Source organism: Streptomyces sp. NPDC016845, assembly GCF_044332585.1.
Taxonomy (GTDB): domain Bacteria; phylum Actinomycetota; class Actinomycetes; order Streptomycetales; family Streptomycetaceae; genus Streptomyces.
This window is the reverse complement of sequence record NZ_JBIRPI010000001.1, coordinates 1,263,765-1,290,631: the sequence shown is the minus strand read 5'-3', so window position 1 is coordinate 1,290,631 and position 26,867 is coordinate 1,263,765. Positions and strand designations below refer to the sequence as shown.

Here is a 26,867-nt window from a genome sequence, read left to right as displayed (position 1 = left end):
TAGCAAGTAATGCCGAGGATGCGGTACCTGCGTCAGGCGGCCACCGCGCCATGTCGACGCACCCCGTCGTGCCGACGAGCCTCGTCATGCCAACGAACGGAAAGGCCCACCATGTTCCGCAACGCACTGGAGCCCTGGCACCTGCTCATTCTGGGGCTGGTCGTCATCCTGGTGTTCGGTTCGAAGAAACTCCCCGACACCGCACGCTCCCTGGGCAAGTCCCTGCGCATCCTCAAGAGCGAGACCAGGGCCATGAAGGACGAGGAGAGCTGAGCAGGCGCAGCGCCGCCGCGTACAGCGTGAGGACGACGGCGAGCAGCAGGTAGTACAGGACGGGCAGGCCCGTCATCCCCAGAAGGGGGCCTGCCGGGGTCGGCGGAAGCAGGATTCCGATGACCGCGAGGCCGGTGGCGGCCCAGCGCACGGGGCCCGGGGCACGGCCCTCGGCCGCGCGGCGGCCGGTGCGCAGCAGGAGCATGACGAGGGCCTGGGTGAGCAGGTTCTCGGTGAACCAGCCGCCGTGGAAGGCCGACTCGTCGCGCGCGTCGAGGGCGCCCGGCAGACACAGGGCGAGCACCGCGAAGGTGGCGAGGTCCGCCAGGGCGCCGAGCGCGCCGAAAGCGGTGATGAAGCGGAGGAAGGCGCGCGGCCGCAGGACGGTCGGGCGGCGCAGTACGGCCGGGTCCGGGCGGTCGTGGGCGAGGGCGAGCTGCGCGCCGTCGAAGCACAGGTTCTGCACGAGGACCTGGGCGGGGAGCATCGGCAGGAACGGCAGCAGGAGCGCGGCCGCGAGCATCGCGATCACGTTGCCGAGGTTGCTGGAGAGCGTGATGCGCAGGTACGAGGCGATGTTGGCGCTGCTGTGCCGTCCGGCCACGACGGCGTGCTCGATGGCCGTGAGGTCCTTGCCCGCGAGGACCACGTCGGCGCTCTCACGGGCCACGTCCACGCCGTCGCGGGGGCAGATGCCGACGTCGGCGGCGTGCAGGGCGGGCAGGTCGTTGACGCCGTCGCCGAGATAGCCGGTGGTGCGACCGCTCCCGCGCAGGGCCGCGACGACGCGGGCCTTGTCCTCGGGGGTGCAGCGGGCGAAGACGGTCGTACGGGCCGCGAGCGCGCCGAGCCGTCCGTCGCCGAGGTCCTCGATCAGCTCGCCCGGGACCGGCTCGCCCGGCTCGATGCCCAGGTCGCGGCAGACGCGGACGGCGGTCGCCGGGTCGTCGCCGGTCAGCACCTTGACCTCGACGCCCCGCGCGGCGAGGGCGCGTACGGCGTCCCGCGCGGTGTCGGCCGGGGCGTCGTGGAAGGCGACGAAGCCGCGGAAGGTGAGGCCGCGCTCGTCGGCGGGCGTGTACGCGCGCGTGCGCGCGGTGCGGCGCGAGGTGGCGACGGCCAGGAGGCGGACGCCGTCGCCCGCGCGGCCGGCCGCCCGGCGCAGCAGTTCGGCCCGCTCGTCCGCGTCGAGGGCGCAGCGTTCCAGGACGTCGGGGACCGCGCCCTTCACGGCGAGGGTGTGGGTGCCCAGGGCGCCGGGTTCCCGTACGACGGCGGTGGCGAGGCGGCGTACCGGGTCGAAGGGGAGCGCGTCGACGCCGTCGTACGCCTCCCAGTCCTCGGGGCCGGTGGCCGCCAGGAGCGCCTCGTCGAGCGGGTCGGGGTCGGCGGGCCCGGCGGTCTGCAGCGTCCACCAGGCCGACGCGCCCGCCCAGTGCAGGGCCTCGGCTTCGGTGCGGTCGGGGTCGACGACGGGGCGGTCCTGGGTGAGGGTGCCGGTCTTGTCGACGCACAGGACGTCGACGGCGCCGAGGTCGTGCAGGGCGGGCAGCCGCCGCACGATGACGCCGTGGGCGCGGGCGAGCAGGGCCGCGCCGCGCGCCAGGCACGTGGTGACGATGACCGGGAGCATCTCCGGGGTGAGCCCGACGGCCACGGCGACCGCGAAGGGGAGGGTCTCCAGGCCCCGGCCGCGCAGCGCCGCGTTCGCCATGAGGACCAGCGGCGGGGTGAGCAGCATGAAGCGGATCAGGACCCAGGAGATCCCGTGCACCGAGCGGTCGAAGGCGCTCGGCGCCGTGCGGCGGCGCGCGGTGCGGACGGCGGCGAAGCGGGTGTCGGGTCCTGTCGCCACGACGATGCCGGTGGCGGCGCCGGAGGCGACGCTGCTGCCCTGGAAGAGCAGGTGCCCGCTGTCGCCCGCGTCCGGCAGGTCCACCGGCTGTTTCGGCACGGGCGCGGACTCGCCGGTCAGGGCCGCCTGGTGCACGGTCAGACCGCGCGCCCTGAGCAGCCGTACGTCGGCGGGGACCAGGTCGCCCGGGGCGAGCCGGATCACGTCGCCGGGGACGAGATCGTCGACGGGGATCTCGCGGACCCTCGGCGCGGCGTCCAGGGCGGTGCGGCGCTGCACGCTCGCGGTGGTGGCGACGAGTCCGCGCAGGCGGTCCATGGAGCGGTCGGCGCGGTGCTCGCCCTGCGCGCGCAGCACGCAGCTCACGGCGACCAGGGCGAGGATCACCCAGGCGGTGCCCCATGCGGCGACCAGCGCGGAGACGAGGCCCAGGGTGAACAGGACGGCGGTGAACGGGTCGCGCAGGCTGCGCCACAGACGGGCGGCCCTGGACGGCGGACGGTGCCGGGGCAGCTCGTTCGATCCGTGGAGTGCGAGCCGCTCCCCCGCCTCCGCCTCGGTGAGGCCGCGCGGGGAGCCGTCCAGGGCGCGCAGCACCTGCAGCGCGGTCGGATCGCCCGGGGCGGGGCCCGGGGCGGGCGCCTCGGTGGTGCGGGGGACGGCGGGGTCGTGGAGGGGCACGGGGTGTTTCAGGTTCCGGTGCCGCGCAGCCGGCGCACCGTCGCGTCGGCCTGTTCCGCCTGTTCGGCGCGTTCGGTGAGCTGGCCGACCATGAGCCGGACGACGGTCACGATGTCCGGGTCGTCGACGTAGTACACCTGGCGGCGGCCCTCGCGGCGGGCCCGTACGAGCCCGGCGAGCTTGAGCTTGGACAGGTGCTGGCTCACGGCGGGCAGCGCGCCGCCGACCCGCTCGGCGAGCCCGGTCACATCGCACTCGCCCTCGGCGAGAGCCCACATCATGTGCAGCCGCGTGGGGGCGGCGAGCAGCCCGAACGCCTCGGCCGCACGGTCGAGGACCTCGGCGGAGGGATCGCTGTAACCGGCCTCGGCCGACCCTCCTGCACCTGCCGCCACTGTGGTTCTCCGTCCCTTCCGCGCTGACCGACGTCCCAGTTTAGAGCCTGGGTCCGACACCGGCGGAAGGCGTCGTTCCGGGCATCAGCGCGTGCTCGGTCACGTGGCCGAAGGCGCGGAATCCGAGACGCCGGTAGACGGGTTCACCCTCGGCCGATGCCTGGAGGACGGCGAGCGGGTGGCCGCTCCTGCGGGCCGTGTGCAGGGCGGCGAGCGTCATGGCGCCGCCGTAGCCGCGGCGGCGGTGGGCGGTCAGGGTGCTGATGTTGTAGACCCCGGCGACGTCCGCGTGCAGGAAGACCTCGGCCGTGCTGACCGGGCGGCCGTCGGCGTACCCGACGAGGAGGCGGGCGGGGCAGTCGGCGGCCAGCGCCCGCGGCGCGACGCGTTCGAAGAAGCGGCGGACGGTGGCGGCGGGCGGCTCCCAGTTGGCGCAGAGCACGGCGGCGTAGTCGCGCAGCCGCTCCGGCGTCGTCACGGGGTGGATGTCCAGGCCGGTCACGTAGGGCTGCGGCAGTATGTCGGTCAGCCCGGCCCACATCGCCGTGCCGATCTGGGCGGGAGGCAGACCCGCGGACGCCAGGCGGGCCGACAGGTCGGGCGGGGTCGAGGCGGGCCCCACCCACCAGGTGAAGGGGCGGCCCGTGGCGGCGAGGGCGGCGGTCGTCGCCGCGATCCGGGCGGGGGCGGTGTCGGGTGTGAAGCGGGCCGCGGCGACGATGTTGAAGGTGTCGTCGTCGAGACCGCTGTCCGCGACCACGAGGTCGTCGGCCGTGGTGACCGTCGCACCTTGCAGGCCGCGGTGCAGGTGGGCGGCGTGCTCGGCGAGGTTGCGCTCCGCCCTGCCCGCCAGGTCGGTCATGTCACATGTGTCCTGCTGCGCACTCATAGTGGTCGATCACATCACATCCGCCCGGATCGACCGCGTGTTTTCCATTGTGAGCGCCGGTGTGAGGGCCGGTCGGCCCTCACACGTGTGACCCGCGGTCAGCAGCTCAGGTTGGCGCCGGGGTCGACGCCGAGGATCTGCGCGAACTTCTTGTAGTTGTCGATACGGCTCTGGACCTGGCCCGGGTTGCCGCCGTTGCACTCGATGCTGCCGTTGATGCTGCGGATGGTCTCGCCGAAACCAGAGCCGTTGACCATCGCGTTGTGCGGCGTCATGGTGCCGGGCCCGGTCTGGGTGTTCCAGTACCACAGGCCGGTCTTCCAGGCGACCGCCGCGTCGTTCTGGACGAGGTCGGGGTTGTGCAGCAGATCGATGCCGAGGGCGTCACCGGCCGACTTGTAGTTGAAGTTCCAGCTGAGCTGGATGGGCCCGCGCCCGTAGTACTTGTCGTTGCCCGCGGGACAGCCGTAGGACTGCGAGGTGTCGCAGTAGTGCGGGTAGTTGGCGGTGTTCTGCTCGACGACGTACACGAGCCCGCCGGTCTCGTGGCCGACGTTCGCGAGGAAGGCGGCGGCTTCCTGCCTCTTCACCGTGTCGCTGCCCGTGCCGGTGAACTCCGGATAGGCGCTGAGGGCGGCGTTCAGGCCCTCGTACGTGTAGAAGCTGTTCCGGCCCGGGAACATCTGGTCGAACTGGGCCTGGCTGACCACGAAGTCCGCCTGCGCGTCGGCCTTCTCGGCGGAGGCGGGCGCGGCCAGGGTGAAGCCGAGAGCGGCGGCCGAGGCGGTGGCGGTCAGCAGAGCGAGGATGCGGCGGCGCATGAAGCGCTCCTAACGGGTGCGGAGGTGGGGGGTTGCGGGGCGCCGCGAGCCGGACGCGCGGGTACGCGCCGTGGGGGGTGGCTCGCGGCGCCACCGGTCCTGGCAGGCCCTGGGGACGCGGGTCAGCCGCCGACGTTCACGTCGATGCAGGCGTAGAACGCGTTCGTCGTGTCCGCGACGTTCCAGACGGCGAGCACCTTCTGCCTGCCGGTCAGCGAGCCGAAGTCGACCTGGTGGGTGACGGTCGCGCCCGGCTTGGCACCGTTGTCGTCGACTTCGGCGATCTTCTGGCCGCCGACGAAGTACTGCCAGGTGCTGGTCGCGTGCTGCGCGGTCAGCTTCCACTGGAAACTGGCGTTCTTCGGGACGGGCGTGGCGACCCAGCCCTTGGAGTCGTCGTCGAGCTCGGCGAACCGGCTGTTGCCGCCGCTGCAGCTGGTCAGCCCCTTCGGACCCTCGACGCTCTGCGGCTCGTACGTGATGTCACCGCAGGACACCGTGCCGGCCGCGCACTGGGCCTGGCGGCTGGGCGGGCTGTCGATGTACCCGTGGGCGCTCGCCGAGGAGGCGGGGAGGCTGAGGGCGATGGCCGGGGCCAGGGCCGCGCCGATGAGCGCAGCGGTCTTCCTTCTGGCGTTCATGTGTACTTCCTTCACTCAGGTCTTCCTGGCGGCGCGCGAGATGTGGGGGCGCGCGGTCAGGTCGGCCTCTCGTGGGTGGGGCCAAGAGGCGCGAAGGGACAGGGGAACGCGTCCGCGCACATCGGCGCGGGACGAATTCCCGTAAGCGGAACGGCCGTTACTGCTTGGCCTAGACCATACAAGCGGCCGTGTCCCTGTCAAGAGACCCGTGAGGAGAGCGAGGAGCGGACCGGGGGCGTCCGGGCATGGCGAAGACCTCCGCGTGGTGGTTGTCCACCGCCACACCACATGGAGGTCTCCGGGTCATGGGGCGAGCGCTACACGCGGCTCGCGCCGACGTCGAGGCTCAGGGCGCGGACGATGGCGTCCTCGGTCTCCGAGCTGAAGAAACCCTGGATGCCGCGCAGGAGCTGGAGCGCGGTACGCACCTTCGCGGGCAGCGGCGTCGGCATGCCCGCGGCCGCCACCGCGTGCTGGTCGGGCGCGGTCCGCGCCGCCTCCAGGTGGGCGTGGGCCAGATTGATCTCACCGGTGACCGTGTGCCGCACCGCGCACGTCACGTCGTAGGAGGCGCTGCGCGAGAGGGCGAGGAGCGACTGGATCCCCGAGATCTCCGCGTCGTCGTGGACCGCTGCGCTCAGGTGCCCGCCCGCCCGGTCCAGAATCTTCGCTATGGCGGAAAGACGACCCGCCTCGAGAACTGCCTGAGGTGCCATGCCGATTCCTTTCATCACCCCGTTCGCCGGACCCGTGTCTCCACGGTTATGACCAGCGTCCGACGGGAGCGAACCTCTTCGCGGGGGCGCACAGCACGCGCAGAGAGAGGGCGCGGAGCGCCTGGGCGGCGGTTGAGGCACGGGGCGGCGCACACCGTCGCGTCAGCGCTGCGGCGGCGCGGCGGGCGGTGGGGGCGCGACCGGCCCCGGAGGCGCCACGGGCATGTCGGGGCGGGTGTCGTACGACCCGCGCGAGGTGGAACCCGTACGTCGGTCGGTCACCGCACCGTGCCACCGATCCGCGCCCCCGTGCGCGCCCCTGTGCGAGACTCGTGGGGTGAAACAGCTCGAGCTCGACGACCTCGTGCGCCTGCGGCGGGCCCGGGACCGGATGGACCGGGACTACGCCGAGCCGCTCGACGTGACGGCGCTCGCACAGGTCGCGCTGATGTCCCCGGGCCACTTCTCCCGCAGCTTCCGCGCCGCGTACGGGGAGACCCCGTACAGCTATCTCATGACACGCCGCATCGAGCGGGCGAAGGCGCTGCTGCGCCGCGGCGACCTCACGGTGACCGAGGTGTGCTTCGCCGTGGGGTGTACGTCCCTCGGCTCGTTCAGCTCGCGCTTCACCGAGCTGGTCGGGGAGACGCCGAGCGCGTACCGGGCACGCGTCCACGACGACGCGGTCGCGGTCCCGGCATGCATCACGAAGATCCACTCCAGGCCGGTCAGGAACGGCGCGCCGGGCGCCGCGCCCCGGCCCTGAAGCGGCGCCGAGTCGGCACTGAGGCGGCACCGGAACGGGCCCGAAACGGTCCCTGGACGGCCGCTGCGTGGCGCGGCCCGCGATTCGCCCCGCCGTTTCCCGGGGAGGAATCCTCCATGCCGGACCGGACACCGTCGACGCACGCCGTCATCGTAGGAGTGGAGCGCTACGACGGCGGTGCCGACTGGGACCTCGACGGGCCCGTGCGCGACGCGGTCGGTCACGCGCAGCGCCTGCTGAAGGCGGGGGTGGCGCCCGAGCGGATCACCCTGCTCCTCTCCCCCGCCCCGCACAACGAGGGACTCGCGAAGGCGACGGGGCTGACGGTCCGCGGCGCCGGACGGGAGGACGTACACCGGGCCCTGTTCCGGGAACTTCCGCGCGAGAGTGGTGACTTGCTGTTCGTGGCCTGGTCCGGGCACGGACTCGTCGACGCCGACGGGCACCGCCGCCTGCTGTACGCCGACGCCACCGGCCAGGACCTGCGCAGCCTGGACCTCGACGCGGCGCTCGCCGCCTGGCGCTCCGATCTGGTCCCGTCCTTCCCGCACCAGCTGTGGCTGCTCGACGCCTGCCAGCTGTTCGCGGACCCGGCCCGGCTCGACGGCGCCCTCGCGCCCGACCCCGTCCCCGTACGGCCGCTGCGGGAACGGCCGGGCCAGCACGCCTTGTTCGCGTGCGCGCCTGGCCAGTCCGCGCGCGGCAGCCGCACCGGCGGGCCCGGTGTCTTCACCGCCGCCGTGCACGACGTCTGGGACGAGAGAGGCGCGGAGGGCGGCTGGTTCGCCGATCCGCGGGGCCTCGCCGAGCGGCTGCGGGAGCGGGTCGCGGCGCGCGGCGGCGCGGCGCAGACCCCCACCTACTTCTGGCACTCCGGGCCGGCCGGCCAGGGCGAGCAGTGGCGGCGCCCGACCAGGACGGGGGCCGGACCGACGCGGGCCGAGCGCCGTGAGCTGGTCGTGGCGCTCGAACGGGTACCGGCGATGCGGGAGCCCGAGGCGCGGGCCCGGGTGATCCGGCAGCTGCCGCCCGAGATCGCCGCGAGCGTGCCCCAGTCGGCGATCACCAGACCGGCTCTGCTCGACCTCGTCGACACGTGCCTGGAGTTTCCCGGGGGGCTCGACGAGCTGTGCGCGGCGCTGGAGATGGTCGACGCCGGGACACGCGCGTACAACGAATTCTCGGCCAGAGCACACGAGTTGTCCGGAAAGGATGTCTGAGACACGGGGTTCCCGAGCATGAGTGCAGGGGACATGATGAAGCAACAGGGGTCGGCGTCGGCGTCACCGGCGGCCCGGATGCTGGGAGGGCAAGGGCACCATGGATCACGCCGACACTGCGGTCGAGTCGGAACTTGTGGACCTCGGGGGATGGACGCTTGAGCAGCTACGCGCGCATACCGGCGCCGAACGGGCGCTGGGCAAACGGCGACTCCTGCGCAAGCTGGACGACCCCGACGTCAACTTCGGCGGCGACGACGGGAGTTGAGCCGCCCCTGCGAGGACCGGGCGGAGGTCCGGAGCCGCATCGTGCCCGCTGAGCCCGCGGCCCCCGCCACCGCGCTGCGGCGGCACGGGTTCTCCGAGGCGGATTTCGACGCCCTGGCCGGTGGCGGCGGCAGCACGCGCGTGCTGCACGGCCTGTGGCAGGCCGAGCGCAGCCACCGCCTCCTCATGATCGACCTCTTTCTCGACCTGCTGCGCGAGAGCCCCTGGCTGGTCGGCCCGCTGGAGGCGACGGACGAACCGTGGCGCCTGCTCGTCGAGGCGGACCGGCGCGCGCACGACACGGTCGAGGAGCTCCTCATGGCGCCCGAGACCGGTCTGTGGCTCGGCGGCGCCCTGCGCGCCCTGCGCTCCACCGCTCCGCCCGCCTCCGAGCCGCTGTGGGTGGAGGCCGGGCACTTCCACGCCCTGGCCGCCGCGGCGGCGCTGCGCACCGGCGCCGCGTTCACGCTCGGCGTGCCCTCGCGGTACGGCACCGTGTCGCTGCCGGGCGTCGGCCGCGCCGTCGTGCCCGGCGCGGCCCCTTGGGGCCGGGCCCGCGTCACGGCCGGCGCGGACGAGGTCACCGTCGAGATCGAGGGGCGTACGGTCCGGGTCACCGCCCCGTACACGGCGCCGGGCCCCGGCTGGGAACCGGCCCGCACGATCACGCTCGTCTCGCCCGGCGCCCCGCGCTCCGTCCTCCTCGACGATCTCGGCCCGCACCGCATCGTGCCGACCGCCGAGGGCCGGCCGCCGGGCCGGCTGCCCGCCGACGAGGCGGAGCGCTGGACCGAGCTGCTGCACGAGGCCGCGCCCCTGCTGGCGGCGGCCGACGCGCAGTCCGCCACGGACGTCGGGGTGCTCCTTCGCAGCCTCGAACCGGTGGAGCGCAAGGGCGTCGAGCGCCTGCCCAGCGCCACCTCGGGGGACGGCGCGGGGCGCCTGGCATCCGCCCGGCCGCCGGACGCCGAGCAGCTCGCCGCGGTCCTCGCGCACGAGATCCAGCACACCAAGCTGAGCATGCTCATGCACCTGTACCAGCTGTACGAGCCCGACGACGACACCCTCTTCTACACACCCTGGCGCGACGAGCCACGGCCGCTGCGCGGGCTGCTCCAGGGCGTCTACGCGTTCACGGCGGTGACCCGTTTCTGGCGCGGCCGCGCCCTCTCCCCCGTGGACGACCACGCCACGGCCGGTTTCGAGTACGCCCTGTGGCGGCGTCAACTACTGCGCGTCCTGCGCGACTTCGAGACGCACAAGGGCCTGACCGAGCTGGGCCGCAGGCTGGTGCGGCGGCTCGGCGAGAGCGTGGCGCAAGGCGAGCATCCGGCGCGGTTCGGCCCGGTGGACGCGATGGCGCGGGACGCCGCCGACCACCACACGATGAGCTGGCGCCTGCACCACCTGGAGCCCGACCCCGCCACGGTGACCGCGCTCGCCGGCGCCTGGCCCGCGCCGCTCACCCCGATGCCGGCCGCCGCCGCCCGGCTGTGCCCGGACACCGGGGTGCCGCGTCTGGACGTCATGGCCGCGCTGTACCGCTCGCGCCTGGCCGAGCCCGAGGGACCCGCGAGCGGACTGCCGCGCGGCACCCGCCCGGCCCACACCCTCCACGTACGCGGGGACGCGGCGGGGGCGGTGGGGGCCGCCGTCGCCGCGCTGGTGAAGGGCGGCGCGGAGCGGTCGTCATGGGCCGATCTCCTGCTGGCCCTGCGCGCGCAGGGGCCCGGGGCGCCGGGCCGTGTCGCGCGCAAGCAGCCGGAGCTGGCGCGGGCCGTGGACCGCGCCCTGAGCCGCCGCGACGGGGCGGGCCCCGGCCCCGTCGCGCTCGTCACCTGGCTGGACGGACTCGCGCCCGCCCCTCGAGAGCCTGTCGGTGACTAGATCGGCATCGGGTCGATGTCGCAGTTGGCCCGGCGCGAGGCCACCGCGTCGGCGTACGCGGGGTGCTGATCGCCGAGGATCCGGGCGATGCCCTCGACGGCGGCCTGGCGCAGCTCCTCGGACTCCATGAGGCGGCCGAGCGCCCGCAGGTCCTGGGAGAGGTTGCTGGTCAGCACGAGGACCGTCGGGTGGTCGTCGCCGAGGGTGTCCTTGGCGGCGGCCAGTGTCGCCTCGTCCAGGGCGAGGGCCCCGGCCGTGTCGCCCTGCGCGAACAGATCGCTGGCCAGGTTGATCCGGCACACCAACGTGTCGGGGTGGCCACCGCCCAACTGGGCCGCGCACCGCTCCAGGGCCGACTCGTTGAGCGCGCGGGCCTCGTCCACCTTGCCCAGGAGCCGGTAGGTGATGGCCAGATCCATCTCGGCTTCGAGGGTGTGCGGATGGTCGGCGCCGAAGACCTGCGCGAACAGGTCCCGGGTCGCCTCGCCGAGCTTCATCGAGTCGGTCAGCTCGCCCGACTGGCGCAGGTCGACCGAGAGGTTGAGGGAGGCGACGAGGGAGTCCGGGTGCTCCGGCCCGTAGCGGCTGATCAGCTCCTTGCGGGCCCGCCGGGTCAGCTCGGCGGCCGCCGCGTGATGGCCCGCCTTGCGCAGGGAGACCCCGAGCCGGGCCACGTTGCGCAGGGTGTTGGGGTGGTTGGCGCCGATCCGCAGCCGGTACCGCTCCGTGATGTCCTCGAAGAGCCGGACCGCCTCGACGTACTCACCCATTTCACGGCGGTCGAGCGCGACGCTGGACTCGGTGAGCATGCTGGACAGCGAGTCCTCGCCGAACATCTGCGTCCTGCGCTGCCAGGTCTGCCGGTCCAGTTCGAGGGCGCCGCGGAAGTCGCCGTTGACGCGCAGGCTGACGCCCAGGTTGTGGGCGTGCATCAGGGTCTCGGGGTCGTCGTCGCCGTAGGCCCGTACGGCGCGCTCGTAGACCTCCTCGTTGATCTCGCGGGCGGTGGGGAAGGCGCCGCCGGCCCGGCTGTCGGAGGCGGCGAGGCCGCGTACGCGCAGGAACTCGTCGTCCACGTCGGAGCCGGGCCGCGCCTCCAGGACGGCGAGCATCCGGCGGCTGAGGGCGGCGGCCTCACCGAACCGGCCGAGCGCCCACAGCACGTACCGCAGGTGGCGGCCGAGCAGCAGGGTCTGCCGGTCGTCCTCGCCGTGCAGCTCGGTCCAGACGTCGTAGGCGCGTTGGGAGAAGTCCCGCGATCCCTCGTGGTCACCCCAGTAGTAGAGGTACTCGGCGACGGCGTGGACCATCTGCCGCACGTGGCGCGAGGGCGAGCGCATCGCGTCCGAGACGACGACGTGCGGGTACAGCTCGGCGAACCTGGCCCAGTGCGAGGGGTCCTGCGGGTCGCGCGGGGTGGCGGCGGCGAGCAGGAGGTGCGCTCCGTGCTGCAGTCGGTCGCGCTGTTCCTGCGACATACGGGCGTTGAGCACGGCCTGGACCAGGCGGTGCATCTGGATCGAGTTGGTGCGGTGGTCGATCTTGGCGAGGGAGTAGCGGTTGATCTCGCGGATGGCGCGGCCCAGGCGCAGCGGGTCGGTCAGCGAGCGGTCCAGGTCGGGGGCGATCGGCTCGACGGGGGCGCCGGAGAAGAGCGAGCGCGCGATCGGCTCGGGCGCGAAGTACGAGCAGACCTGAAGGAGTTGGAGGGCGGCGCTGTTCTTACCCTCCAGGTGGTCGAGCGAGACGTTCCACGCGGTCGCCACGGTCTGTTCGTACTGGGTGGGCGGGGACACCGCCATCAGTTCGGCCCGCTTCTCCTCGAAGAGGCGCAGGTATTCCTCGGCCGGCATGCCCGTCTCGGCGCGCCAGGCGGACGCCTGCTCGACGGCGAGCGGCAAGTCGCCGAGCACGGCGGCGAGTTGGTCGGCCTCGGCATCGGCCAGGTCGGGGTTGCGGCGCTGGAGCAGCTGGATCGACTCGGACCGTTTGAAGACATCGACTTCAAGGGGGTGGGCGAGGGTGTTCCACTGCGGGTTGCGCGAGGTGACGAGGATGGATCCGGCGGAGCCGCCGCCCGAGGTGAGCGGGAAGTAGCTCTGCACCGATTCGGGGCTCTCCGCGTTGTCGAAGACGAGGAGCCAGTTGGCGTAGGGAACACCCGTTCGCAGCGCCTCGAGGACGGCGGGGACGGCGGTGTTCGCCTCGGCGGTGACCGGCAGGTTCAGCCGCAGCGCGAGTTCGACGAGGGCCTGGGCGATCTGGGTGGGGCGCTCGGCGGGGATCCACCACACGACGTCGTAGCGGTCCGCGTTGCGGTAGACGTACTCCAGTGCGAGCTGCGACTTCCCGACGCCGCCCATACCGTGCAGGGTGTGCGGGAGCACAGCGGTGGGGCCCTCGCCGAGATCCGCCTCCAGGCGCAGCAACAGGTCGTCGCGGCCGGTGAAGACCAGGTTGCGCGGCGGCATGTTGCCGAGGATCGCGGGGCGGACCGCGCGCGTCTGAGGCGCGGCGCCCGCCGGTTCCTCCCAGGCGGGGGTGGCGGGGGCGGCGGTCCCGGGGACGACCGTGGTCACTGGCGTGCCTCCTTGGTGCGGGCCGGGCGCACCCGGTCCCCCGCCGCCGGTCCCGGCGGACGCGGACTGCGGGGGATACGGGGGATCGGTGCGACGCGGACCATCGAGCGAATTGTCAAGATTCATTCTGCCTTGCGATGATTCGTCCGATATCACTCCGCCACGCTCCCCAGCGTCCGTCGGTGGTGCCGTTCTTGTGTGGGCCGCGATCAGCCGCCCGAGCCGTCGCGCCCTCGGCAGATGTTCTCCGGCCAGCACGCTGAGGACCGCGTGCTCGACCGCCCGGAAGCGCGCGTTCTCCGCCGTCACTTCCGGTTCGGGCTCCTGCTCGCGCCCTTCGTAGTGGGCGAGCAGCTCACGGGCCGCGCCGCTGCGGGAGGCGAGCACCTCCGCCGCCCGGCGCGAGGCCTGCAAGGTGGTGCGCTTGGTCCCGGCGGCGAGCAGTTCCTCGCGCACACCCGGCCGGAACACGTACGCGCTCCCGTCCCCCGGGACCGCCTCGACCAGGCCGCTCATCAGCAGCTCAGCCAGGTGCACGGGCGCCGACTCGGGCAGCATCGCGCGCTGCACGGCGGCGATCACCGGAAGATCCAACTGCACTGCCGCAAGCCGCACGGCCAGCTCGAAGCCCTCGGCCGAGGCCCAGACGCGGAAGTGGGCGACCTGTTCCGCCGCCGAGGCGTCCCGGGGCGCGGGCCCGGGTTCGAGGGGGCGCGCGTCCGGCCGCACCATCAGGGCGGCGACCTCGGTCCAGCGCGGCTGTTCCCCGGCCACGAATCGGGCCCAGGGCGACAGCCACTCCCCCGACACCTCCAGGACCGGGACGGGCAACGCGCGCGCCCGGCGCAACGGCGTCACCCACGCGTCGGCACCGTAGGGCTGCGCGGGCTCCCAGTGGACGGCCTCGCCCGCGGCCCCGCGCCCGGACAGATGCAGCCGGACCCGCTCGGGGCGCAGCCCGGTGCGGTGCCACAGGCGCTGCGGGAGGGTGCTCAGGATCGCGAGCGGCTGGTGCCTGGCCCACAGGGCGAGCGCGGCGTCCACGGCGCCGCTGCGCCACGCGGCGGCGACGCCGTCGGTGAGGACGAGCACGATCCGCCGCCCGGACTGGTCGACGAGGCTGCGCACCGGATGGGTGGCGCCGCGCCTTCCGGGGGCGCGCAGCACGACGCCGCCGGTGGAGTCGGTGTCGAGGCAGCGCAGCACGATGTCGCGGAAGCCGCCGTAGCGGCGCAGCACGGCGGCGAGCCGGTCGGCGGTGGCCCGCCAGACGGCCATCTGCGGGGCGCTGTCGACGACGAGCACGACGTCCCAGCGCGCCTCGGGCGAGGGCCGCATGGCCGGGGGCAGCCAGGGCGCCTCGGCGAACTGTTCCCCCGTACGGTCCTCGTCGACCTCCTCGACGGGCGAGGTGCGGCGGATCTGCCGGAACGGCCGTAACGCGCGCCCCAGGTTCCTGGCCGAGGTCCCACGCCGCCGCAGGCGGCCGGGGCGCCGACGGCCGGCGCCCGGGGGCGGCGTCGCGGCGTCGTCGGTCCCGTAGGAGCCGCTCGCCTCGTGCGTCGACTGCTCCTGTGCGACCGGCGGTTGGAAGGGGCCGATGCCGACCGGCGGCGCATCGGCCTCAGCCTCTCGTACGGGTCCGGGGGCGTCCGGTGACGGCTCCTCGGGCGTCCGCGGCGTTTCCGGGGGCGGCGCGGGCCGTCGCGCGGCGGCGGGCGGCGGCTCGGGTTCCTTGTGCGGGTCCAGGAGTTCGGGGTGGTGCTCGGCCATCCACAGCGCGTCCGCCACTTCCCACCAGCGCAGCTCGCCCACGGGCAGGCGTGAGCGGCCGGAGGGCGGACGCGGGCCGTGCGCGTCCGGCCCCCGGCCCTCGGGAGCGGGCGGGCCTTCAGTCACCGATCTCTGCCCCGTCGGCCTTCAGCGAGTGCCAGATGGCGCGCAGGACCGCTTGCCACTCGGCGTCGTCGCCGTCCTCGTGGGTGTAGGCGCCCGAGGTCGCCAGATGCGCCGCGTTCAGCAGCATGTCGGCGGCCAGACCGTCGGTGCGCTCGCTGCGGGACGTGAAGTCCTGGATCAACTTGGAGTGCATGTCACCGAGTCGGTCGGAGAAGTGGGCGGAGAGCAGTTCGCCCAACCCTTCCGCATCGGGGTCCGGCATGTCCAAACGCAGGCAGCGACGCAAAAAGGCCTCGGGGAACTCCTGTTCCCCGTTTGAGGTCATGATCACGATCGGGAACGCCCGGGCGTGAACGATACCGTCCGTGATCTGAGCGGTTCCTCGCGGATCGGCGGTGTGCACGGTGACCAGGGGTTGTTTTTTACTGACCCGGACCAGTGGGGGCACGGCGTACCGGCCGTCCTCGAACAGCGACAGCAGGTCGTGCGGCAGGTCGACGTCGCATTTGTCGATCTCGTCGATGAGCAGCACGCGCGGGATCCGGTGCGGAAGCAGCGCCGTGCCGAGCGGCCCCAGCTGCACGAACTCCCCCACGTCCGACGGAAGTTCGCCCGCCGCGGCGGTGGCCGGCTGCTGTTGCTGCGCCAGGTACCAGGCCTGGCCCGCCTGCGCCCGGCCGATCACATCGTATTCGAACAGCCCGGAGGTGAGGGTCGTGCGGCTGGTGACCGGCCACTGCAGGACCCGGCCCAGGTTCAGCTCGCGGGCGATGCGGAAGGCGAGGGCCGATTTGCCGACGCCGGGACGGCCCGTGACCAGCAGGGGGCGGCGCAGCAGGATCGCCGCGTTGACCAGGCGCACCTCGTCCGGCGGGGGTGTGCGCGGCGCGCCGGCCGGGCCGAGCCTGCGGTCCGCCTCGTCCTCGTCCGGCGGCCCGGGCTGGACAGGCCCCCCGTCGAAGCTGCGCCAGCGCGGCCCCTCGGGCCAGCCGCGCTCCTCGTACGGTCCCTGCGGGCGCGGGGCTCCGCTGCCCCGGTACGGCAGTCCGTTCGTCTCCTGCGCGTTCACTCGGTACCCCCTACGAAGGCGGCGGGGGCGCACGCGTCACCGTCGAGGAGCTGCTGCGGATCGTCCCAGACCACGCCCAGTTGCTGGATCAACGCCTTGTCGCGCACGTCCGCGGTCCCCGCCGCCGCGTCGCTCCTCCACTGTCGGGCAGCGGCGGGAAGGTTCGCCAGACCCTCACCGGCCAACAACTCCTTCACCAGACCGCGAAAAGCCACGGAGGCTTCCGACGCCCCGGACGGTTCGGGGGCCCGGTGGAAGATCACCACGGGCACGCCGAGGTCCAGGCCGAGCCGCAGCTCGCGCGCGCCCGTGCCGTCACCGGCCCGCGGAGTGTCGCTGAGGACCATGCAGACCACCCCCTCCTCCTTGCCGATCCGGGCATCCAGCAGCGCGAGGTGCTCGGGGTCCGGCCGGCCCTCCGGGTCGCACCAGTGGGCGCGCCCGCGGCCCGGGTCGCTCCTGAAGCGCGTCCACCGTCTGCGCCAGGCGTGGTGCAGATCGCGCCGCTGCATCCGTTCGAGGCTGTGCACGTACACCCACGGGTATTTGCTCAGCAGTGGGTTGGAATGCCCGAGCCGGGGATTCCGGTCCCACCATTCGACGGGTTCCGTGAGCAACTCCGCCGGCAGGAAGAATTCCAGGACCACGTTCTCGTCCCGAGACTGCCACAGCTCGGCCGTCGCGGACAGGAGGTCAGCGACGGCGTACGGGAGCCTGCCGCGTGGCACGGGATCCACGGGGTCGCAGTCCTCCCGGTGCAGTCGCACGGATTCGGCGTACCGGACGCGGGACGAGATCCGGTAGTGCGCCTCGTGCCTCCCTTGCCGGGCGGCCTGTGCGTCCGAGGGGCGCAGGTCCGGGGCGACCTTGATGAACAGGCGTATGACCGGTACGCGCGGCTCGCCGAGCCCGTCGGCTCCCGCCGCCGTCGTGTGCTCCGTGGGCGTCTGCGCGGCCGGATCCGGGCGTCCGGTGAGCCGTGCGCGCAGGGCTCGCAACCCCTGCGCCCCCTCGCTCGCGCCCCACTCCCCCGCGAAGTGGTCGTTCCACGCGCGTATCTCACCGATCACGTGCGCGGCCTCGCTCCGCAGCATCAGATGCTCAAGCAGGACCATGCTGGGTTCGAGCCCGCCGACCGGTGCGTTGTGGCAGGCCAGATGGGTGAAGGCGTGCCAGGCCGTGCGGCAGTGCCGGGGCAGGCGGACGCGGTCCTGGGTGGCGGCGGCGACCAGGGCGGGCAGTTCGGGCAGGGCGAGGCCGAGCCCTTCGCGCAGGGGGGTCCAGTCGCGGCCGCGGTAGAGGTCGAGGGCGTGCCACTCGTCGAGCATCGGCCGCAGCTTGGTGGCGACGCCGGGGGCCACGAACTCGGTGGCCTCCACGAGCCGTTCGAGCCCGTCCTCCGCCACGCGGCTGCAGTGCCGGATCGCCTCGGCGAACGCCTGCCGTGCGGTGCGGAATCCCTCCAGGTCCAGATCCGGGAATTCGTCGGCCAGTTCACGAGCCCATTGCAGACGGCCGCGTTCGTCGGCGAGCGGGGTGGAGGCGGCGAGCGCCTCGACCATCTCGCGCAGCATCCGCTGCCGCTCCTGCCGCTCCCCCGTGCCCCGCGGCACGTGCGCCCCCTGCGCACTGCGTCCCATCCGGCGTCACCCGGGAAGTTCCTGTGCGAGGACCTCGTACAGGTGCCGGTTGGTCCAGTACGCGCTGTGGGCGGCCGACACCGGCTGGCCGTTGTCCACCTCGACGTCGCGCACGCCCGGCCCGAAGACCTCCGCGCCGACGAAGGACAGCAGGTCGCGCCGGTCGTAGACGTTGAGCCAGCGCGGGAAACCGGCGGGCAGGCCGGTGCCGTACGGGCGTGAGGGCAGGGCGTCCAGTTCGTAGAGGACCGGGGCCTGGGAGCCGACGGTCACCAGCTGCGCCACGTCGGGGGTGGTGCCCGCCGCGCCGCCCGCGAGCAGGTCGAAGGCGACGATGCCGCCGAGGCTGTGCCCGAGGAGCACCACCGGGGGCGTGAGCTGGCGCGCGAGGTCGGCCACGTAGGCGCGCACCGCCTCGCCCCGTACGAGGTAGCTGAGGATGTCCCCGGCGAAGCCGAGGGAGCGCTCGCTGATCCGGCTGCGGCGGCCGACCACGAACCGGGAGCCGCCCGCCCGCTCCAGGAGGCGTGCGGAGGCGCCGAGCGCCCGGCTCACCCCGTCGCTCAGCCCGCGCTCCTCGCCGCCGAGTCGATCGACCACGGCGGCGACCATGGCGTCCCGTGCGTCGGCCGGGACCGCGCCGGGGCCGCCGGGGTGTCCGGCGAGTGCGCGGGCGGTGAGGGCGCGGGCGGTCAGCCGGGCCAGGCCCGACGCTCCGGTGCCGTCCGCCGCGTCGCAGGCGCGCCGGAAGGTGTCCGAGGCGAGCAGCGCGCTCACGTCGGCGGCCAGGTGGGCGTCGAGGCCGGCCGCCTGCCACGCCGCGCGGACGGCGGGCGCCTCCACGAGCTCCTGCGTCCAGGCCCACAGCTGCCGCCCCGCGGGGAGCGCGCCCGGCAGGAACGGTGCGGTCGTCTGCTGTCCGGCCAGCGCGAACAGGTGCAGCTCCGCTGCCGGGTCGACGTAGAGGAGGGCCCAGCGGGCGCGCTCCTCGTCGTGCGGGCGCGGCGCCCGCGCCGGATCCTGAGGCACGTAGCCGGGTATGGACGCGCCGTCGGCGCGCAGGTAGGAGCCGAGGGCCGAGCCCCAGTCGCACTCCGCCACGGTCACGTCGGGCCGCACGCCGGCCAGGCCCGCGCGCACCGCACGCAACGCCTCCGCGTAGCCCGGCGCGCGCACCCCGGTGCCGTGGATGAACAGCACGCTCGTCAATCGTCCTCCGCGAACTCCCCCGCAAGCCACGGCATTTGAGGCTCACTCAGGAGGGCATCCTACCGTCGCGCGGTCCACGTCGAACAGCCGTCGATCAGCCTCCGGTGCTCTCGCGCACCTTCAGCTCGTGGCCCACCACGTGGTCCTGGAGGGCTTCGGCCGCCGGTTCCTCGATGCGGTCCAGGAGGAGGGCGACGGCGGCCCGCGCGATCTCCCGCTTGTCCGGGGCGACCGTGGTGAGGCTCGGCACGCTGAACCGGGACGCCTCGATGTCGTCGAAGCCGACCACGTCGAGGTCCTCGGGGACGGCGCGGCCCCGCTCGTGCAGGGCGCGAAGGGCGCCCAGGGCGAGGTGGTCGTTGAGGCAGAGCAGGGCGTCGGGGTCGGGGCCCGCGTCGATGAGCGCGGCGGCGGCCCGCGCCCCGTCCTGCCAGTGGTAGGCGTCCACCGGGACCACCAGGGCGCTGTCGAAGGCGACCCCGGCCTCCTTGAGCGCCTCGCGGTAGCCGTCGGTGCGCAGCCGGTCGGTGCCCTGGGGCCCGCGGACCCGGCCGCCGATGACGGCGATCCGGCGCCGCCCGCGGGCCAGGAGGTGCTCGGTGGCCTCGCGCGCCGCCCGTACGTTGTCCACGGCGACGTGGTCGGTGGTGCCCTCGGCGGGGCGCTCGCCGAGGAGGACGACCGGGAGCGCGCGGTCGCGGGTGGCCAGGTCGCGGGGGTGCAGGGCGAGCGGGCTGAGGATGACGCCGTCGGTGAAGCGGGCGTCGAAGCCGTGCAGCGCGGCCAGCTCGCGCTCGCGGACGCCGCCGGTCTGGTGCAGGAGGACGGTCTGCCCGCGCTTGTCGGCCTCGGTCATCACGTGCTTGGCCAGCTCGGAGAAGTAGGCGACGTCCAGCTCGGGCACGGCCAGGGTGATCATGCCGGTGCGGCCCTGGCGGAGCTGGCGGCCCGCGATGTTCACGCGGTAGCCGAGGGCGTCGATCGCCTCCCGCACCACTTCACGGGTGCGGTCCGACACATGCTCGTAATCGTTGATCACGTTGGAGACGGTCTTGGGCGAGACGCCCGCGTACTCCGCCACGTCCTTGATCCTGGGTCTGGCCGCCACGCTGTTCATTCCTTCCGTCTGCCACCCGCGATCGTATCGAGCATCACGAATCGGTTTCGGGCCGGATCTCGCACCGTCCCGGATATTTACAACGATGTAATCGCCATGGTGCCATGAGCCCCGCACGACAGCAGCAGCCCCCGGAGGCAAGGAGCACCATGCCCGTCCCGCACCACCAGGACCTGCCGCGGCCCGAGTACCCGAGGCCGCAGTTCGCCCGTGAGGCCTGGCTCAATCTCAACGGTGAGTGGCAGTTCGAGGTCGACCGCGCCGACACCGGCCTCGAACGCGGACTGCGCGAACGCGACCTGACCGGGCGGATCACCGTGCCGTTCTGCCCGGAGTCGGAGCTGTCCGGTATCGGCGACACGGACTTCCTGGAGGCCGTCTGGTACCGGCGGACCGTGACGGTGCCGGCCGAGTGGACCGGCTCCCGGGTGCTCCTGCACTTCGGGGCCGTGGACCACGACACCACCGTCTGGGCCGACGGCATCGAGGTGGCGCGGCACCGCGGCGGCTTCACCCCGTTCACCGCGGACCTGAGCGAGGTCGCCGCGCCGGGGCGCGAGGTGACGCTCGTCGTACGGGCCCGGGACACCCGGCACGGCCCGCAGGCCCGCGGCAAGCAGGCCACCTGGTACGCCAACACGCACTGCCACTACACCCGCACCACCGGCATCTGGCAGACGGTGTGGCTGGAGCCGGTGCCGCGCACCGTCGCCCTGCAGCGCCCGCGCATCACGCCCGACCTGGCCTCCGGCTCGTTCTTCCTGGAGCTGCCGCTGACCGGGACCGCGCCGGGCCACCGGGTCCGCGCCACCCTCCGCGACGCGCAGGGCACGGTCGTCACCGCCGAGGCCCGCGCCGACCTCGACCTCACGCCCCGCCTGGCGCTCACCCTGCCGGCGAACCGGCTGCGCGTGTGGTCGCCGCGGGACCCGCACCTGTACGACCTCACCTTCGAGGTCCTCGACGCGGAGGGCGGGGTGGTGGACGAGGTGCGGTCCTACGCGGGTCTGCGCTCCGTCTCCATCGACGGCAAGCGGCTCCTCCTCAACGGCGAGCCCGTCTTCCAGCGGCTCGTGCTCGATCAGGGCTACTACCCGGACGGCCTGATGACCGCGCCGAGCGACGCCGCCCTCGTCCGCGACATCGAGCTGGGCCTCGCCGCCGGGTTCAACGGGGCCCGCCTGCACCAGAAGGTCTTCGAGGAGCGGTTCCTGTACCACGCGGACCGGCTCGGCTACCTGGTGTGGGGCGAGTTCGGCGACTGGGGCTGCGAGGTCGGCGTCCGCGACGACAACCAGCGGCCCGACGCCTCCTACGTCACCCAGTGGCTGGAGGCCGTGGAGCGCGACTACTCGCACCCCTCGGTCATCGGCTGGTGCCCGCTCAACGAGACGTACCAGCACCTGCACGACCGCATCACCCAGCTCGACGACGTGACGCACGCGATGTTCCTGGCCACGAAGCAGGCCGACGGAACCCGGCCGGTCATCGACGCCTCCGGCTACGCCCACCGGGTCCCGCACACCGACGTGTACGACTCGCACTGCTACGAGCAGGACCCGGCCGAGTTCGCGAAGGTGATGGCCGGGCTCGCCGAGGACGAGCCGTACGTGAACGCCGGGCCCGACGGCCGCCCCTGGTCGGTGCCGTACGCCGGGCAGCCGTACTTCTGCAGCGAGTTCGGCGGCATCTGGTGGGACGCGCAGGCCGCCGCCGAGGTGTCGGGCGAGGCGCGCGACGAGTCGTGGGGTTACGGCGAACGGCCGCGCAGCGCCGAGGAGTTCGTGGAGCGGTTCATCGGCCTGACCGGCGTCCTGCTCGACGACCCGGACATGTTCGGTTACTGCTACACGCAGCTCACGGACGTCTTCCAGGAGCGCAACGGCGTCTACGGCTTCGACCGCAGCGAGAAGGTCGACACCAAGCTGCTGCGCGACGCCCAGCGCCGCCACGCGGCCTTCGAGGGCCCGCGCTGACTCCGTCGTACCCGTTTTTTACATCGATGTATGTTCCGAGGTGAGGCGGCGGCCGATGACGCCGCCGCCGTCGCCCGGGGAAGGAGCCAGATGACCGGCACACCCGCACCCGTCGGTCGCCCCGCACTCACCAGACGACGCGCGCTGACGGCCGCGCTCGCCGCCGGGGCCACGGTCCTCGGCGCCGGAGCGCTCAGCGGCTGCGGCAGCGCGCTGGCGGCCGACGAGTCGACCGTCCGCCTGTGGGACCTGTTCAGCGGGGCCGACGGCGGCCTGCTCAACGACATGGTGAAGAAGGCGCGGCCCGACATGCCGGGCACCCGCATCGAACGCACCGTCCTGGAGTGGGGCACCCCCTATTACACGAAGCTCGCCATGGCCTCGGCCGGCGGACGCGGCCCCGACGTCGCCGTCTCGCACATGTCGCGGCTCGCGGGGTACGCGCCCACCGGGCTCGTCGACCCGTGGGACCTGGACCTCCTTGCCGAGTACGGCGTGCGGCGCGAGGACTTCACCGACGCGGTGTGGTCCCGTACGCAGTACGAGGGGAAGACGTACGCGATCCCCCTCGACACCCACCCGTTCATCGTGTTCTTCCACCCGGAGCCGGTGAAGAAGGCGGGGCTGCTGACGGCGGACGGCACGCTGGACGCCGACGCGTTCTCCTCTCCGGACACGTTCCTCGCGGCCGCCAAGGAGCTGGCGAAGGCGTCCGGCAAGCAGGGCATCGCCTTCGGGTACGTGACCGACCCCGCGCAGGGCTGGCGCCTCTTCTACGGCCTCTACAAGCAGACCGGCGGCGTCTTCGAGGTGCCGCCGGGCGGTCCGGCCAAGGTCGACGTGGACCGGATGGCGGAGGTCATCGCGTTCATGGCCAAGCTGGTCGACGGCCGCGTGAACCCCAAGCGGCTCGACTACTTCGCGGGCATGGCCGCGTTCAACAACCGGCAGACCGCGATGATCCTCTCCGGTGAGTGGGAGCTGGGCACCTACCGGGGCGCGGACAAGAACGTGGGCGCGGCCCCGTTCCCGACGGTCTTCGGCACCCCGGCCGTCTACGCCGACTCGCACTCCTTCGTGCTCCCGCGTCGCGAGAGCCCCGACACCGGACACCGGCGCCGGACGCACCGCGCGGTGGCGGCGCTCCTGAAGGCCGGCCAGATCTGGGCGACCGCGGGCCACATCCCCGCCTACGGGCCCATCACGAAGACCGGGGAGTACGCCCGACTGCTGCCGCAGGCGCACTACAAGACGGCCGCGGACCACGTCGTCCTCGACCCGGCGGCCTGGTTCGCCGGAGCAGGCTCCGACTTCCAGAACGCCATGTCGCAGGTGCTCCAGCAGGCCCTGCTCGACGGTCTCGCCCCCGACCGTGCGGCGCGCGCGATGGTGCGGCGCCTCAACACCTTCCTCGCCAAGCCCAGCCCGGCCTGACCGGCCGCGCCCCTAGGAGGCACAACGATGTCCTCTTCTCCTCACGCCTCGCCCCGGCCAGGGGTGCCCGCGGCGCGCCGGCTGTTCTCCCCCGGACTGCTCTTCGCGCTGCCCTTCCTCGTCCTGTTCGCGGTGTTCATGATCTGGCCGCTCGGCCAGGGGCTCTGGATGAGCCTCACCGACCGCGCCCTGTCCGCGCACACCCCGTCCTTCATCGGCGTCGACAACTTCACCGAGGCGTTCCAGGACGCCGAGATGTGGAAGGCGCTCTGGCACACGGTCCTCTTCACGCTCATCTCGACGGTCCCGCTGGTCGTGGTGGCGCTCGGGATGGCGCTGCTCGTCCACACCGGGGTGCCCGGCCAGTGGGTGTGGCGGCTCGCGTTCTTCGCGCCGTACCTGCTGCCCGTCGGCGTCGTCGGCCTGCTGTGGATCTGGCTGTACCAGCCCGACCTCGGCCTCTACAACCACCTCCTGGACAAGCTGGGCCTCGGCCAGGTCGCCTGGCTGAGCGACGAGTCGGTGGCCGTCTGGGCCATCGCCCTCGCCACCCTGTGGTGGACGGTCGGCTTCAACTTCCTGCTGTACCTGGCCGCGCTCCAGTCGATCCCCGACCACCTCTACGAGGCCGCGGCGATCGACGGCGCGGGCGCGTGGCGCCGACTGTTCTCGATCACGCTGCCGCAGCTCAGCCGCATCACCGTCGTGATCACCGTGCTGCAACTCCTGGCGTCCCTGAAGGTCTTCGACCAGGTCTACCTGCTCACCAAGGGCGGCCCGAACAACTCGACGCGGCCCATCGTGGAGTACGTCTACGACGTCGGCTTCACCGGCTACCGGCTCGGTTACGCCTCGGCGATCAGCTACATCTTCTTCGCCCTCGTCGTCCTCGCCTCCGCCGCCCAGTTCTTCGCACTCCGCCGCCGGGAGAAGTGACCATGACCTCCACCGAAGCACCGGCCCGCAGGGCCACCAAGCCGCAAGTGCGCAGGCCGGTCACGCCGCCGAGACCGCCGCGGCGCACCGAGCGCTCGCGCACGAACCTGACGCTCGGCGAGAGCCGCGTCGCCCGGGTGCTCGCGCTCGCCGTCCTCACCGTCGGCGCGCTGATCTGGCTGCTCCCGATGGCGTGGGCGCTGCTCACCGCGTTCAAGACCGAGCAGGACGCGAGCGACCCGCTGCACTGGCTGTGGCCGGAGCACGGGTTCACCTTCGACGGGTTCAGCGCCGTGTGGGAGCGCGGCGACCTGCCGCTGTGGATGCTCAACAGCCTCATCATCTCGGCCGCCGTCACCGTGGTCACGGTGCTCGTCTCCGCGATGGCCGGTTACGCGTTCTCGCGCACCCTGTTCGCCGGGCGCCGCTGGCTGTTCGCGCTGACGATCGCGGCCGTTCTCGTGCCGCCGCAGATCCTGATCGTGCCGTGGTTCCAGCAGATGCTGACGCTGCACCTGCTGGACACCTACGCGGCGGTGATCCTGCCGCAGACGGTGGCGCCCGTGATGGTGTTCATCCTGAAGAAGCACTTCGACTCGCTGCCCAAGGAGCTGGAGGAGGCCGCCCGGATCGACGGCGCCGGACACTGGCGGATCTTCTGGTCGGTGCTGCTCCCGCTGTCACGGCCGATGCTCGCCGCCGTCGCGATCTTCGTGTTCATCGGCGCGTGGAACAACTTCCTGTGGCCGTTCGTGTCGACCTCGGACCCGTCCCTGATGACGCTGCCCGTCGGCATCACCACGGTGAAGGACGCGTACGGCATCCAGTACGCGCAGTCGATGGCGTCGGCCGTGCTCGCCGCGCTGCCGCTCGTCGTGGTGTTCCTCTTCTTCCAGCGGCACATCGTCAAGTCGGTGGCGACCACCGGTCTCGGCGGCCAGTGAGGTGACCCGCAACTCGACTGTGGCGGCGCCCCGTTGACAGCCCCGCACCCCTTCCCTACCGTCCTGAGAGCCGTGAGACTTACATCGATGTAAGGAGCCGCTCATGCGCACCCGGCCCCGTACCGCTCTGGTCACCGCACTTCTGGCGCTGCTCGTCGGACTGGTCTGCGCTCCGCAGGCCGGTGCGGCGAGACCGGCGCCCGAAACGGCGGCGGCCGCCTCGGATACCTTCCGGAACCCGCTGAACACCGGACCCGACCCGTATCTGGCCTACGCGAACGGGGCCTACCACCTCACCACCACCCAGGGCGACAGCATCAGGATGTGGCGCTCGCCGTCCCTGGCCACGCTCCTCGACGCCGATCCGATCACGGTGTGGACGGACACCGACGCATCCCGCAACCAGCACATCTGGGCGCCGGAGTTCTACCGCTTCGGCAACCGCTGGTACCTCTACTACACCGCCGACGACGGCACCGACGACCACCACCGTCTGTACGTCCTGGAGTCGGAGCGGGACGACCCGGCGGGCCCGTACCACTTCAAGGCGAAGCTCGCCCCGCCCAACCACGCGAACGACTTCGCCATCGACCCGGGCATCCTCCAGCACAACGGCCGGCTCTACCTCGCGTACAGCGGCATCAACCCGTACCAGCACAACGGGCTGAACATCGCGCCGATGCCGAACCCGTACACCGTCTCCGGCGACGCGGTCGCGATCAACGCGGCGGGGGGCTGCCCCGAGGTCCGCGAGGGCCCCGAGTTCCTCAACCGCAACGGGCGTACGTGGATGACGTACTCCACGTGTGACACGGGCAAGCCCGACTACCAGGTCTGGCAGATGTCCCTGGCCGACGGGGCGGACCCGCTCGTGCCCGGCAACTGGGTGCAGCGCTCGGGCCCGGTCTTCTCGCGCGCCGACGACCGCGGCGTCTTCGGCCCCGGCCACCACGCGTTCTTCAAGTCTCCCGACGGCACCCAGGACTGGCTGATCCACCACGCCAAGACCACGTCGGTGAACACGTACTCCGACCGCACGACCCGCGCCCAGAAGATCACCTGGAACGCGGACGGCAGCCCGAACCTCGGGGCGCCGCTCGCTATGGGCGCGACCCAGGACCTGCCCTCCGGCGACCCCGGCTCGGGCAACTACTGGATCAACGACGACGGCCGCTCCAGCGGGGCCGGATCGCTCGCGTACACCGGCACCTGGAACTCCGGGACCGGCTGCGCCGCCCAGTGCTTCTGGAGCGACGACCACTGGAGCGACCGGGCGGGCAACACCGCCACGTACTCCTTCACCGGCACCCGGATCGCGCTGCTCTCGGTGCGCGACACCGGCAACGGGATCGCGGGGATCAGCGTCGACGGCGGCCCCGAGCGGCGGGTCGACTTCTACGGCGCGATCCGCACCGGGGAGACGCTGCAGTATCTGAGCCCCCGCCTGGCCAACGGCAAGCACACGCTGAAGGTGCGGGTGACGGGTGAGCGGAACGGGTCGTCCGGCGCCGCGTTCGTGAGCGTGGACCGGGCCGAGGTCTATACGGACTGAGACCCGTGGAGCACATGGGATCGCACGGGATCGCACTGCTGACCGACCACACAACCGTTTGAGTGGACGCGCCGGGCACCCGTCACCCCGGGCCCGGCGCG

General features: G+C 72.9%; 21 protein-coding genes. 10 read left to right on the top strand and 11 right to left on the bottom strand.

Annotation, left to right across the window (positions count from 1 at the left end):
* Positions 1-111 precede the first annotated feature (111 nt).
* Positions 112-273, top strand: coding sequence for a Sec-independent protein translocase subunit TatA (gene tatA / locus ACH4RC_RS05410; RefSeq protein WP_398195380.1), 162 nt, complete (start codon positions 112-114; stop codon positions 271-273).
* On the opposite strand, the gene mgtA is transcribed toward tatA, so the two are convergent.
* From mgtA to ACH4RC_RS05380, 6 genes are all read right to left on the bottom strand, one after another.
* Entirely contained in the window at positions 233-2,809 is a 2,577-nt protein-coding gene (gene mgtA, locus ACH4RC_RS05405) for a magnesium-translocating P-type ATPase (RefSeq protein ID WP_398195379.1), read from the bottom strand. The genes tatA and mgtA overlap by 41 nt on opposite strands.
* Positions 2,810-2,817: 8 nt before the next feature.
* Positions 2,818-3,204 carry an ArsR/SmtB family transcription factor gene (locus tag ACH4RC_RS05400; RefSeq protein WP_394428607.1) on the bottom strand — a complete coding sequence of 129 codons (387 nt, stop codon included), beginning with the start codon at positions 3,202-3,204 and terminating at the stop codon, positions 2,818-2,820.
* Positions 3,205-3,244: 40 nt separating this feature from the next.
* Positions 3,245-4,066 (bottom strand): GNAT family N-acetyltransferase, encoded by an 822-nt coding sequence (locus ACH4RC_RS05395; protein WP_398195376.1) that lies wholly within the window; start codon positions 4,064-4,066, stop codon positions 3,245-3,247.
* A 125-nt stretch (positions 4,067-4,191) separates the two neighbouring features.
* Positions 4,192-4,914, bottom strand: a complete 723-nt coding sequence (locus ACH4RC_RS05390) for a chitinase (RefSeq protein ID WP_398195375.1) — start codon at positions 4,912-4,914, stop codon at positions 4,192-4,194.
* Between the two features lie 122 nt (positions 4,915-5,036).
* A complete protein-coding gene (locus ACH4RC_RS05385) occupies positions 5,037-5,555 on the bottom strand; it encodes a lytic polysaccharide monooxygenase auxiliary activity family 9 protein (RefSeq protein WP_398195373.1) in 519 nt (172 codons plus the stop codon).
* Positions 5,556-5,872: 317 nt separating this feature from the next.
* Positions 5,873-6,271: a hypothetical protein gene (locus ACH4RC_RS05380; RefSeq protein ID WP_398195370.1), complete on the bottom strand. Its 399-nt coding sequence runs from the start codon at positions 6,269-6,271 to the stop codon at positions 5,873-5,875.
* 337 nt (positions 6,272-6,608) lie between these two features.
* On the opposite strand from ACH4RC_RS05380, the gene ACH4RC_RS05375 reads away from it, so the two are divergent.
* The 4 genes from ACH4RC_RS05375 to ACH4RC_RS05360 all read left to right on the top strand — a co-directional run bounded on the left by ACH4RC_RS05375 (position 6,609) and on the right by ACH4RC_RS05360 (position 10,411).
* Positions 6,609-7,037, top strand: a complete 429-nt coding sequence (locus ACH4RC_RS05375; protein WP_398195368.1) for a helix-turn-helix transcriptional regulator — start codon at positions 6,609-6,611, stop codon at positions 7,035-7,037.
* A gap of 116 nt (positions 7,038-7,153) precedes the next feature.
* On the top strand, positions 7,154-8,257 hold the full coding sequence (locus ACH4RC_RS05370; protein ID WP_398195366.1) for a hypothetical protein: 1,104 nt from the start codon (positions 7,154-7,156) through the stop codon (positions 8,255-8,257).
* A 100-nt stretch (positions 8,258-8,357) separates the two neighbouring features.
* Positions 8,358-8,525, top strand: a complete 168-nt coding sequence (locus ACH4RC_RS05365) for a hypothetical protein (protein ID WP_398195364.1) — start codon at positions 8,358-8,360, stop codon at positions 8,523-8,525.
* A gap of 41 nt (positions 8,526-8,566) precedes the next feature.
* Entirely contained in the window at positions 8,567-10,411 is a 1,845-nt protein-coding gene (locus tag ACH4RC_RS05360; RefSeq protein ID WP_398195361.1) for an HEXXH motif domain-containing protein, read from the top strand.
* On the opposite strand, the gene fxsT is transcribed toward ACH4RC_RS05360, so the two are convergent.
* From fxsT to ACH4RC_RS05335, 5 genes are all read right to left on the bottom strand, one after another.
* Positions 10,408-14,889 carry an FxSxx-COOH system tetratricopeptide repeat protein gene (fxsT, locus tag ACH4RC_RS05355; protein WP_398195359.1) on the bottom strand — a complete coding sequence of 1,494 codons (4,482 nt, stop codon included), beginning with the start codon at positions 14,887-14,889 and terminating at the stop codon, positions 10,408-10,410. The two genes, ACH4RC_RS05360 and fxsT, sit on opposite strands and share 4 nt — an antisense overlap.
* On the bottom strand, positions 14,882-15,958 hold the full coding sequence (locus ACH4RC_RS05350; RefSeq protein ID WP_398195357.1) for an AAA family ATPase: 1,077 nt from the start codon (positions 15,956-15,958) through the stop codon (positions 14,882-14,884). The genes fxsT and ACH4RC_RS05350 overlap by 8 nt, the downstream gene beginning before the upstream one ends.
* Positions 15,955-17,598 carry a hypothetical protein gene (locus ACH4RC_RS05345; RefSeq protein WP_398195355.1) on the bottom strand — a complete coding sequence of 548 codons (1,644 nt, stop codon included), beginning with the start codon at positions 17,596-17,598 and terminating at the stop codon, positions 15,955-15,957. Before ACH4RC_RS05345 ends, ACH4RC_RS05350 begins: the two co-directional genes overlap by 4 nt.
* Before the next feature lie 6 nt (positions 17,599-17,604).
* Entirely contained in the window at positions 17,605-18,807 is a 1,203-nt protein-coding gene (locus tag ACH4RC_RS05340) for a hypothetical protein (RefSeq protein ID WP_398195352.1), read from the bottom strand.
* Between the two features lie 94 nt (positions 18,808-18,901).
* On the bottom strand, positions 18,902-19,924 hold the full coding sequence (locus tag ACH4RC_RS05335; RefSeq protein ID WP_398195350.1) for a LacI family DNA-binding transcriptional regulator: 1,023 nt from the start codon (positions 19,922-19,924) through the stop codon (positions 18,902-18,904).
* Positions 19,925-20,073: 149 nt separating this feature from the next.
* Here ACH4RC_RS05335 and ACH4RC_RS05330 point away from each other — a divergent pair, with 149 nt between their 5' ends.
* The 5 genes from ACH4RC_RS05330 (at position 20,074) to ACH4RC_RS05310 (ending at position 26,766) form a co-directional block, all read left to right on the top strand.
* The gene (locus ACH4RC_RS05330; RefSeq protein WP_398195348.1) at positions 20,074-21,900 is read left to right on the top strand and encodes a glycoside hydrolase family 2 protein; all 1,827 of its coding nucleotides are present in this window, start codon (positions 20,074-20,076) and stop codon (positions 21,898-21,900) included.
* Between the two features lie 90 nt (positions 21,901-21,990).
* On the top strand, positions 21,991-23,334 hold the full coding sequence (locus tag ACH4RC_RS05325) for an extracellular solute-binding protein (RefSeq protein WP_398195346.1): 1,344 nt from the start codon (positions 21,991-21,993) through the stop codon (positions 23,332-23,334).
* A 27-nt stretch (positions 23,335-23,361) separates the two neighbouring features.
* Positions 23,362-24,270, top strand: coding sequence for a carbohydrate ABC transporter permease (locus ACH4RC_RS05320; protein WP_398195344.1), 909 nt, complete (start codon positions 23,362-23,364; stop codon positions 24,268-24,270).
* Positions 24,271-24,272: 2 nt separating this feature from the next.
* The gene (locus tag ACH4RC_RS05315) at positions 24,273-25,214 is read left to right on the top strand and encodes a carbohydrate ABC transporter permease (protein WP_398195342.1); all 942 of its coding nucleotides are present in this window, start codon (positions 24,273-24,275) and stop codon (positions 25,212-25,214) included.
* Between the two features lie 103 nt (positions 25,215-25,317).
* Positions 25,318-26,766 (top strand): glycoside hydrolase family 43 protein, encoded by a 1,449-nt coding sequence (locus ACH4RC_RS05310; RefSeq protein WP_398195339.1) that lies wholly within the window; start codon positions 25,318-25,320, stop codon positions 26,764-26,766.
* Positions 26,767-26,867 lie beyond the last annotated feature (101 nt).

What these genes read in the sequence shown, in the direction of transcription:
- ACH4RC_RS05330 (WP_398195348.1), top strand. Translation starts at nt 20,074, where the DNA reads ATGCCCGTCCCGCACCACCAGGACCTGCCGCGGCCCGAGTACCCGAGG.
- ACH4RC_RS05325 (WP_398195346.1), top strand. Translation starts at nt 21,991, where the DNA reads ATGACCGGCACACCCGCACCCGTCGGTCGCCCCGCACTCACCAGACGA.
- ACH4RC_RS05395 (WP_398195376.1), bottom strand. Translation starts at nt 4,066, where the DNA reads ATGACCGACCTGGCGGGCAGGGCGGAGCGCAACCTCGCCGAGCACGCC.
- ACH4RC_RS05390 (WP_398195375.1), bottom strand. Translation starts at nt 4,914, where the DNA reads ATGCGCCGCCGCATCCTCGCTCTGCTGACCGCCACCGCCTCGGCCGCC.
- ACH4RC_RS05320 (WP_398195344.1), top strand. Translation starts at nt 23,362, where the DNA reads ATGTCCTCTTCTCCTCACGCCTCGCCCCGGCCAGGGGTGCCCGCGGCG.
- ACH4RC_RS05345 (WP_398195355.1), bottom strand. Translation starts at nt 17,598, where the DNA reads ATGGGACGCAGTGCGCAGGGGGCGCACGTGCCGCGGGGCACGGGGGAG.
- ACH4RC_RS05335 (WP_398195350.1), bottom strand. Translation starts at nt 19,924, where the DNA reads ATGAACAGCGTGGCGGCCAGACCCAGGATCAAGGACGTGGCGGAGTAC.
- ACH4RC_RS05365 (WP_398195364.1), top strand. Translation starts at nt 8,358, where the DNA reads ATGGATCACGCCGACACTGCGGTCGAGTCGGAACTTGTGGACCTCGGG.
- tatA (WP_398195380.1), top strand. Translation starts at nt 112, where the DNA reads ATGTTCCGCAACGCACTGGAGCCCTGGCACCTGCTCATTCTGGGGCTG.
- ACH4RC_RS05380 (WP_398195370.1), bottom strand. Translation starts at nt 6,271, where the DNA reads ATGGCACCTCAGGCAGTTCTCGAGGCGGGTCGTCTTTCCGCCATAGCG.
- ACH4RC_RS05370 (WP_398195366.1), top strand. Translation starts at nt 7,154, where the DNA reads ATGCCGGACCGGACACCGTCGACGCACGCCGTCATCGTAGGAGTGGAG.
- ACH4RC_RS05315 (WP_398195342.1), top strand. Translation starts at nt 24,273, where the DNA reads ATGACCTCCACCGAAGCACCGGCCCGCAGGGCCACCAAGCCGCAAGTG.
- ACH4RC_RS05310 (WP_398195339.1), top strand. Translation starts at nt 25,318, where the DNA reads ATGCGCACCCGGCCCCGTACCGCTCTGGTCACCGCACTTCTGGCGCTG.
- ACH4RC_RS05385 (WP_398195373.1), bottom strand. Translation starts at nt 5,555, where the DNA reads ATGAACGCCAGAAGGAAGACCGCTGCGCTCATCGGCGCGGCCCTGGCC.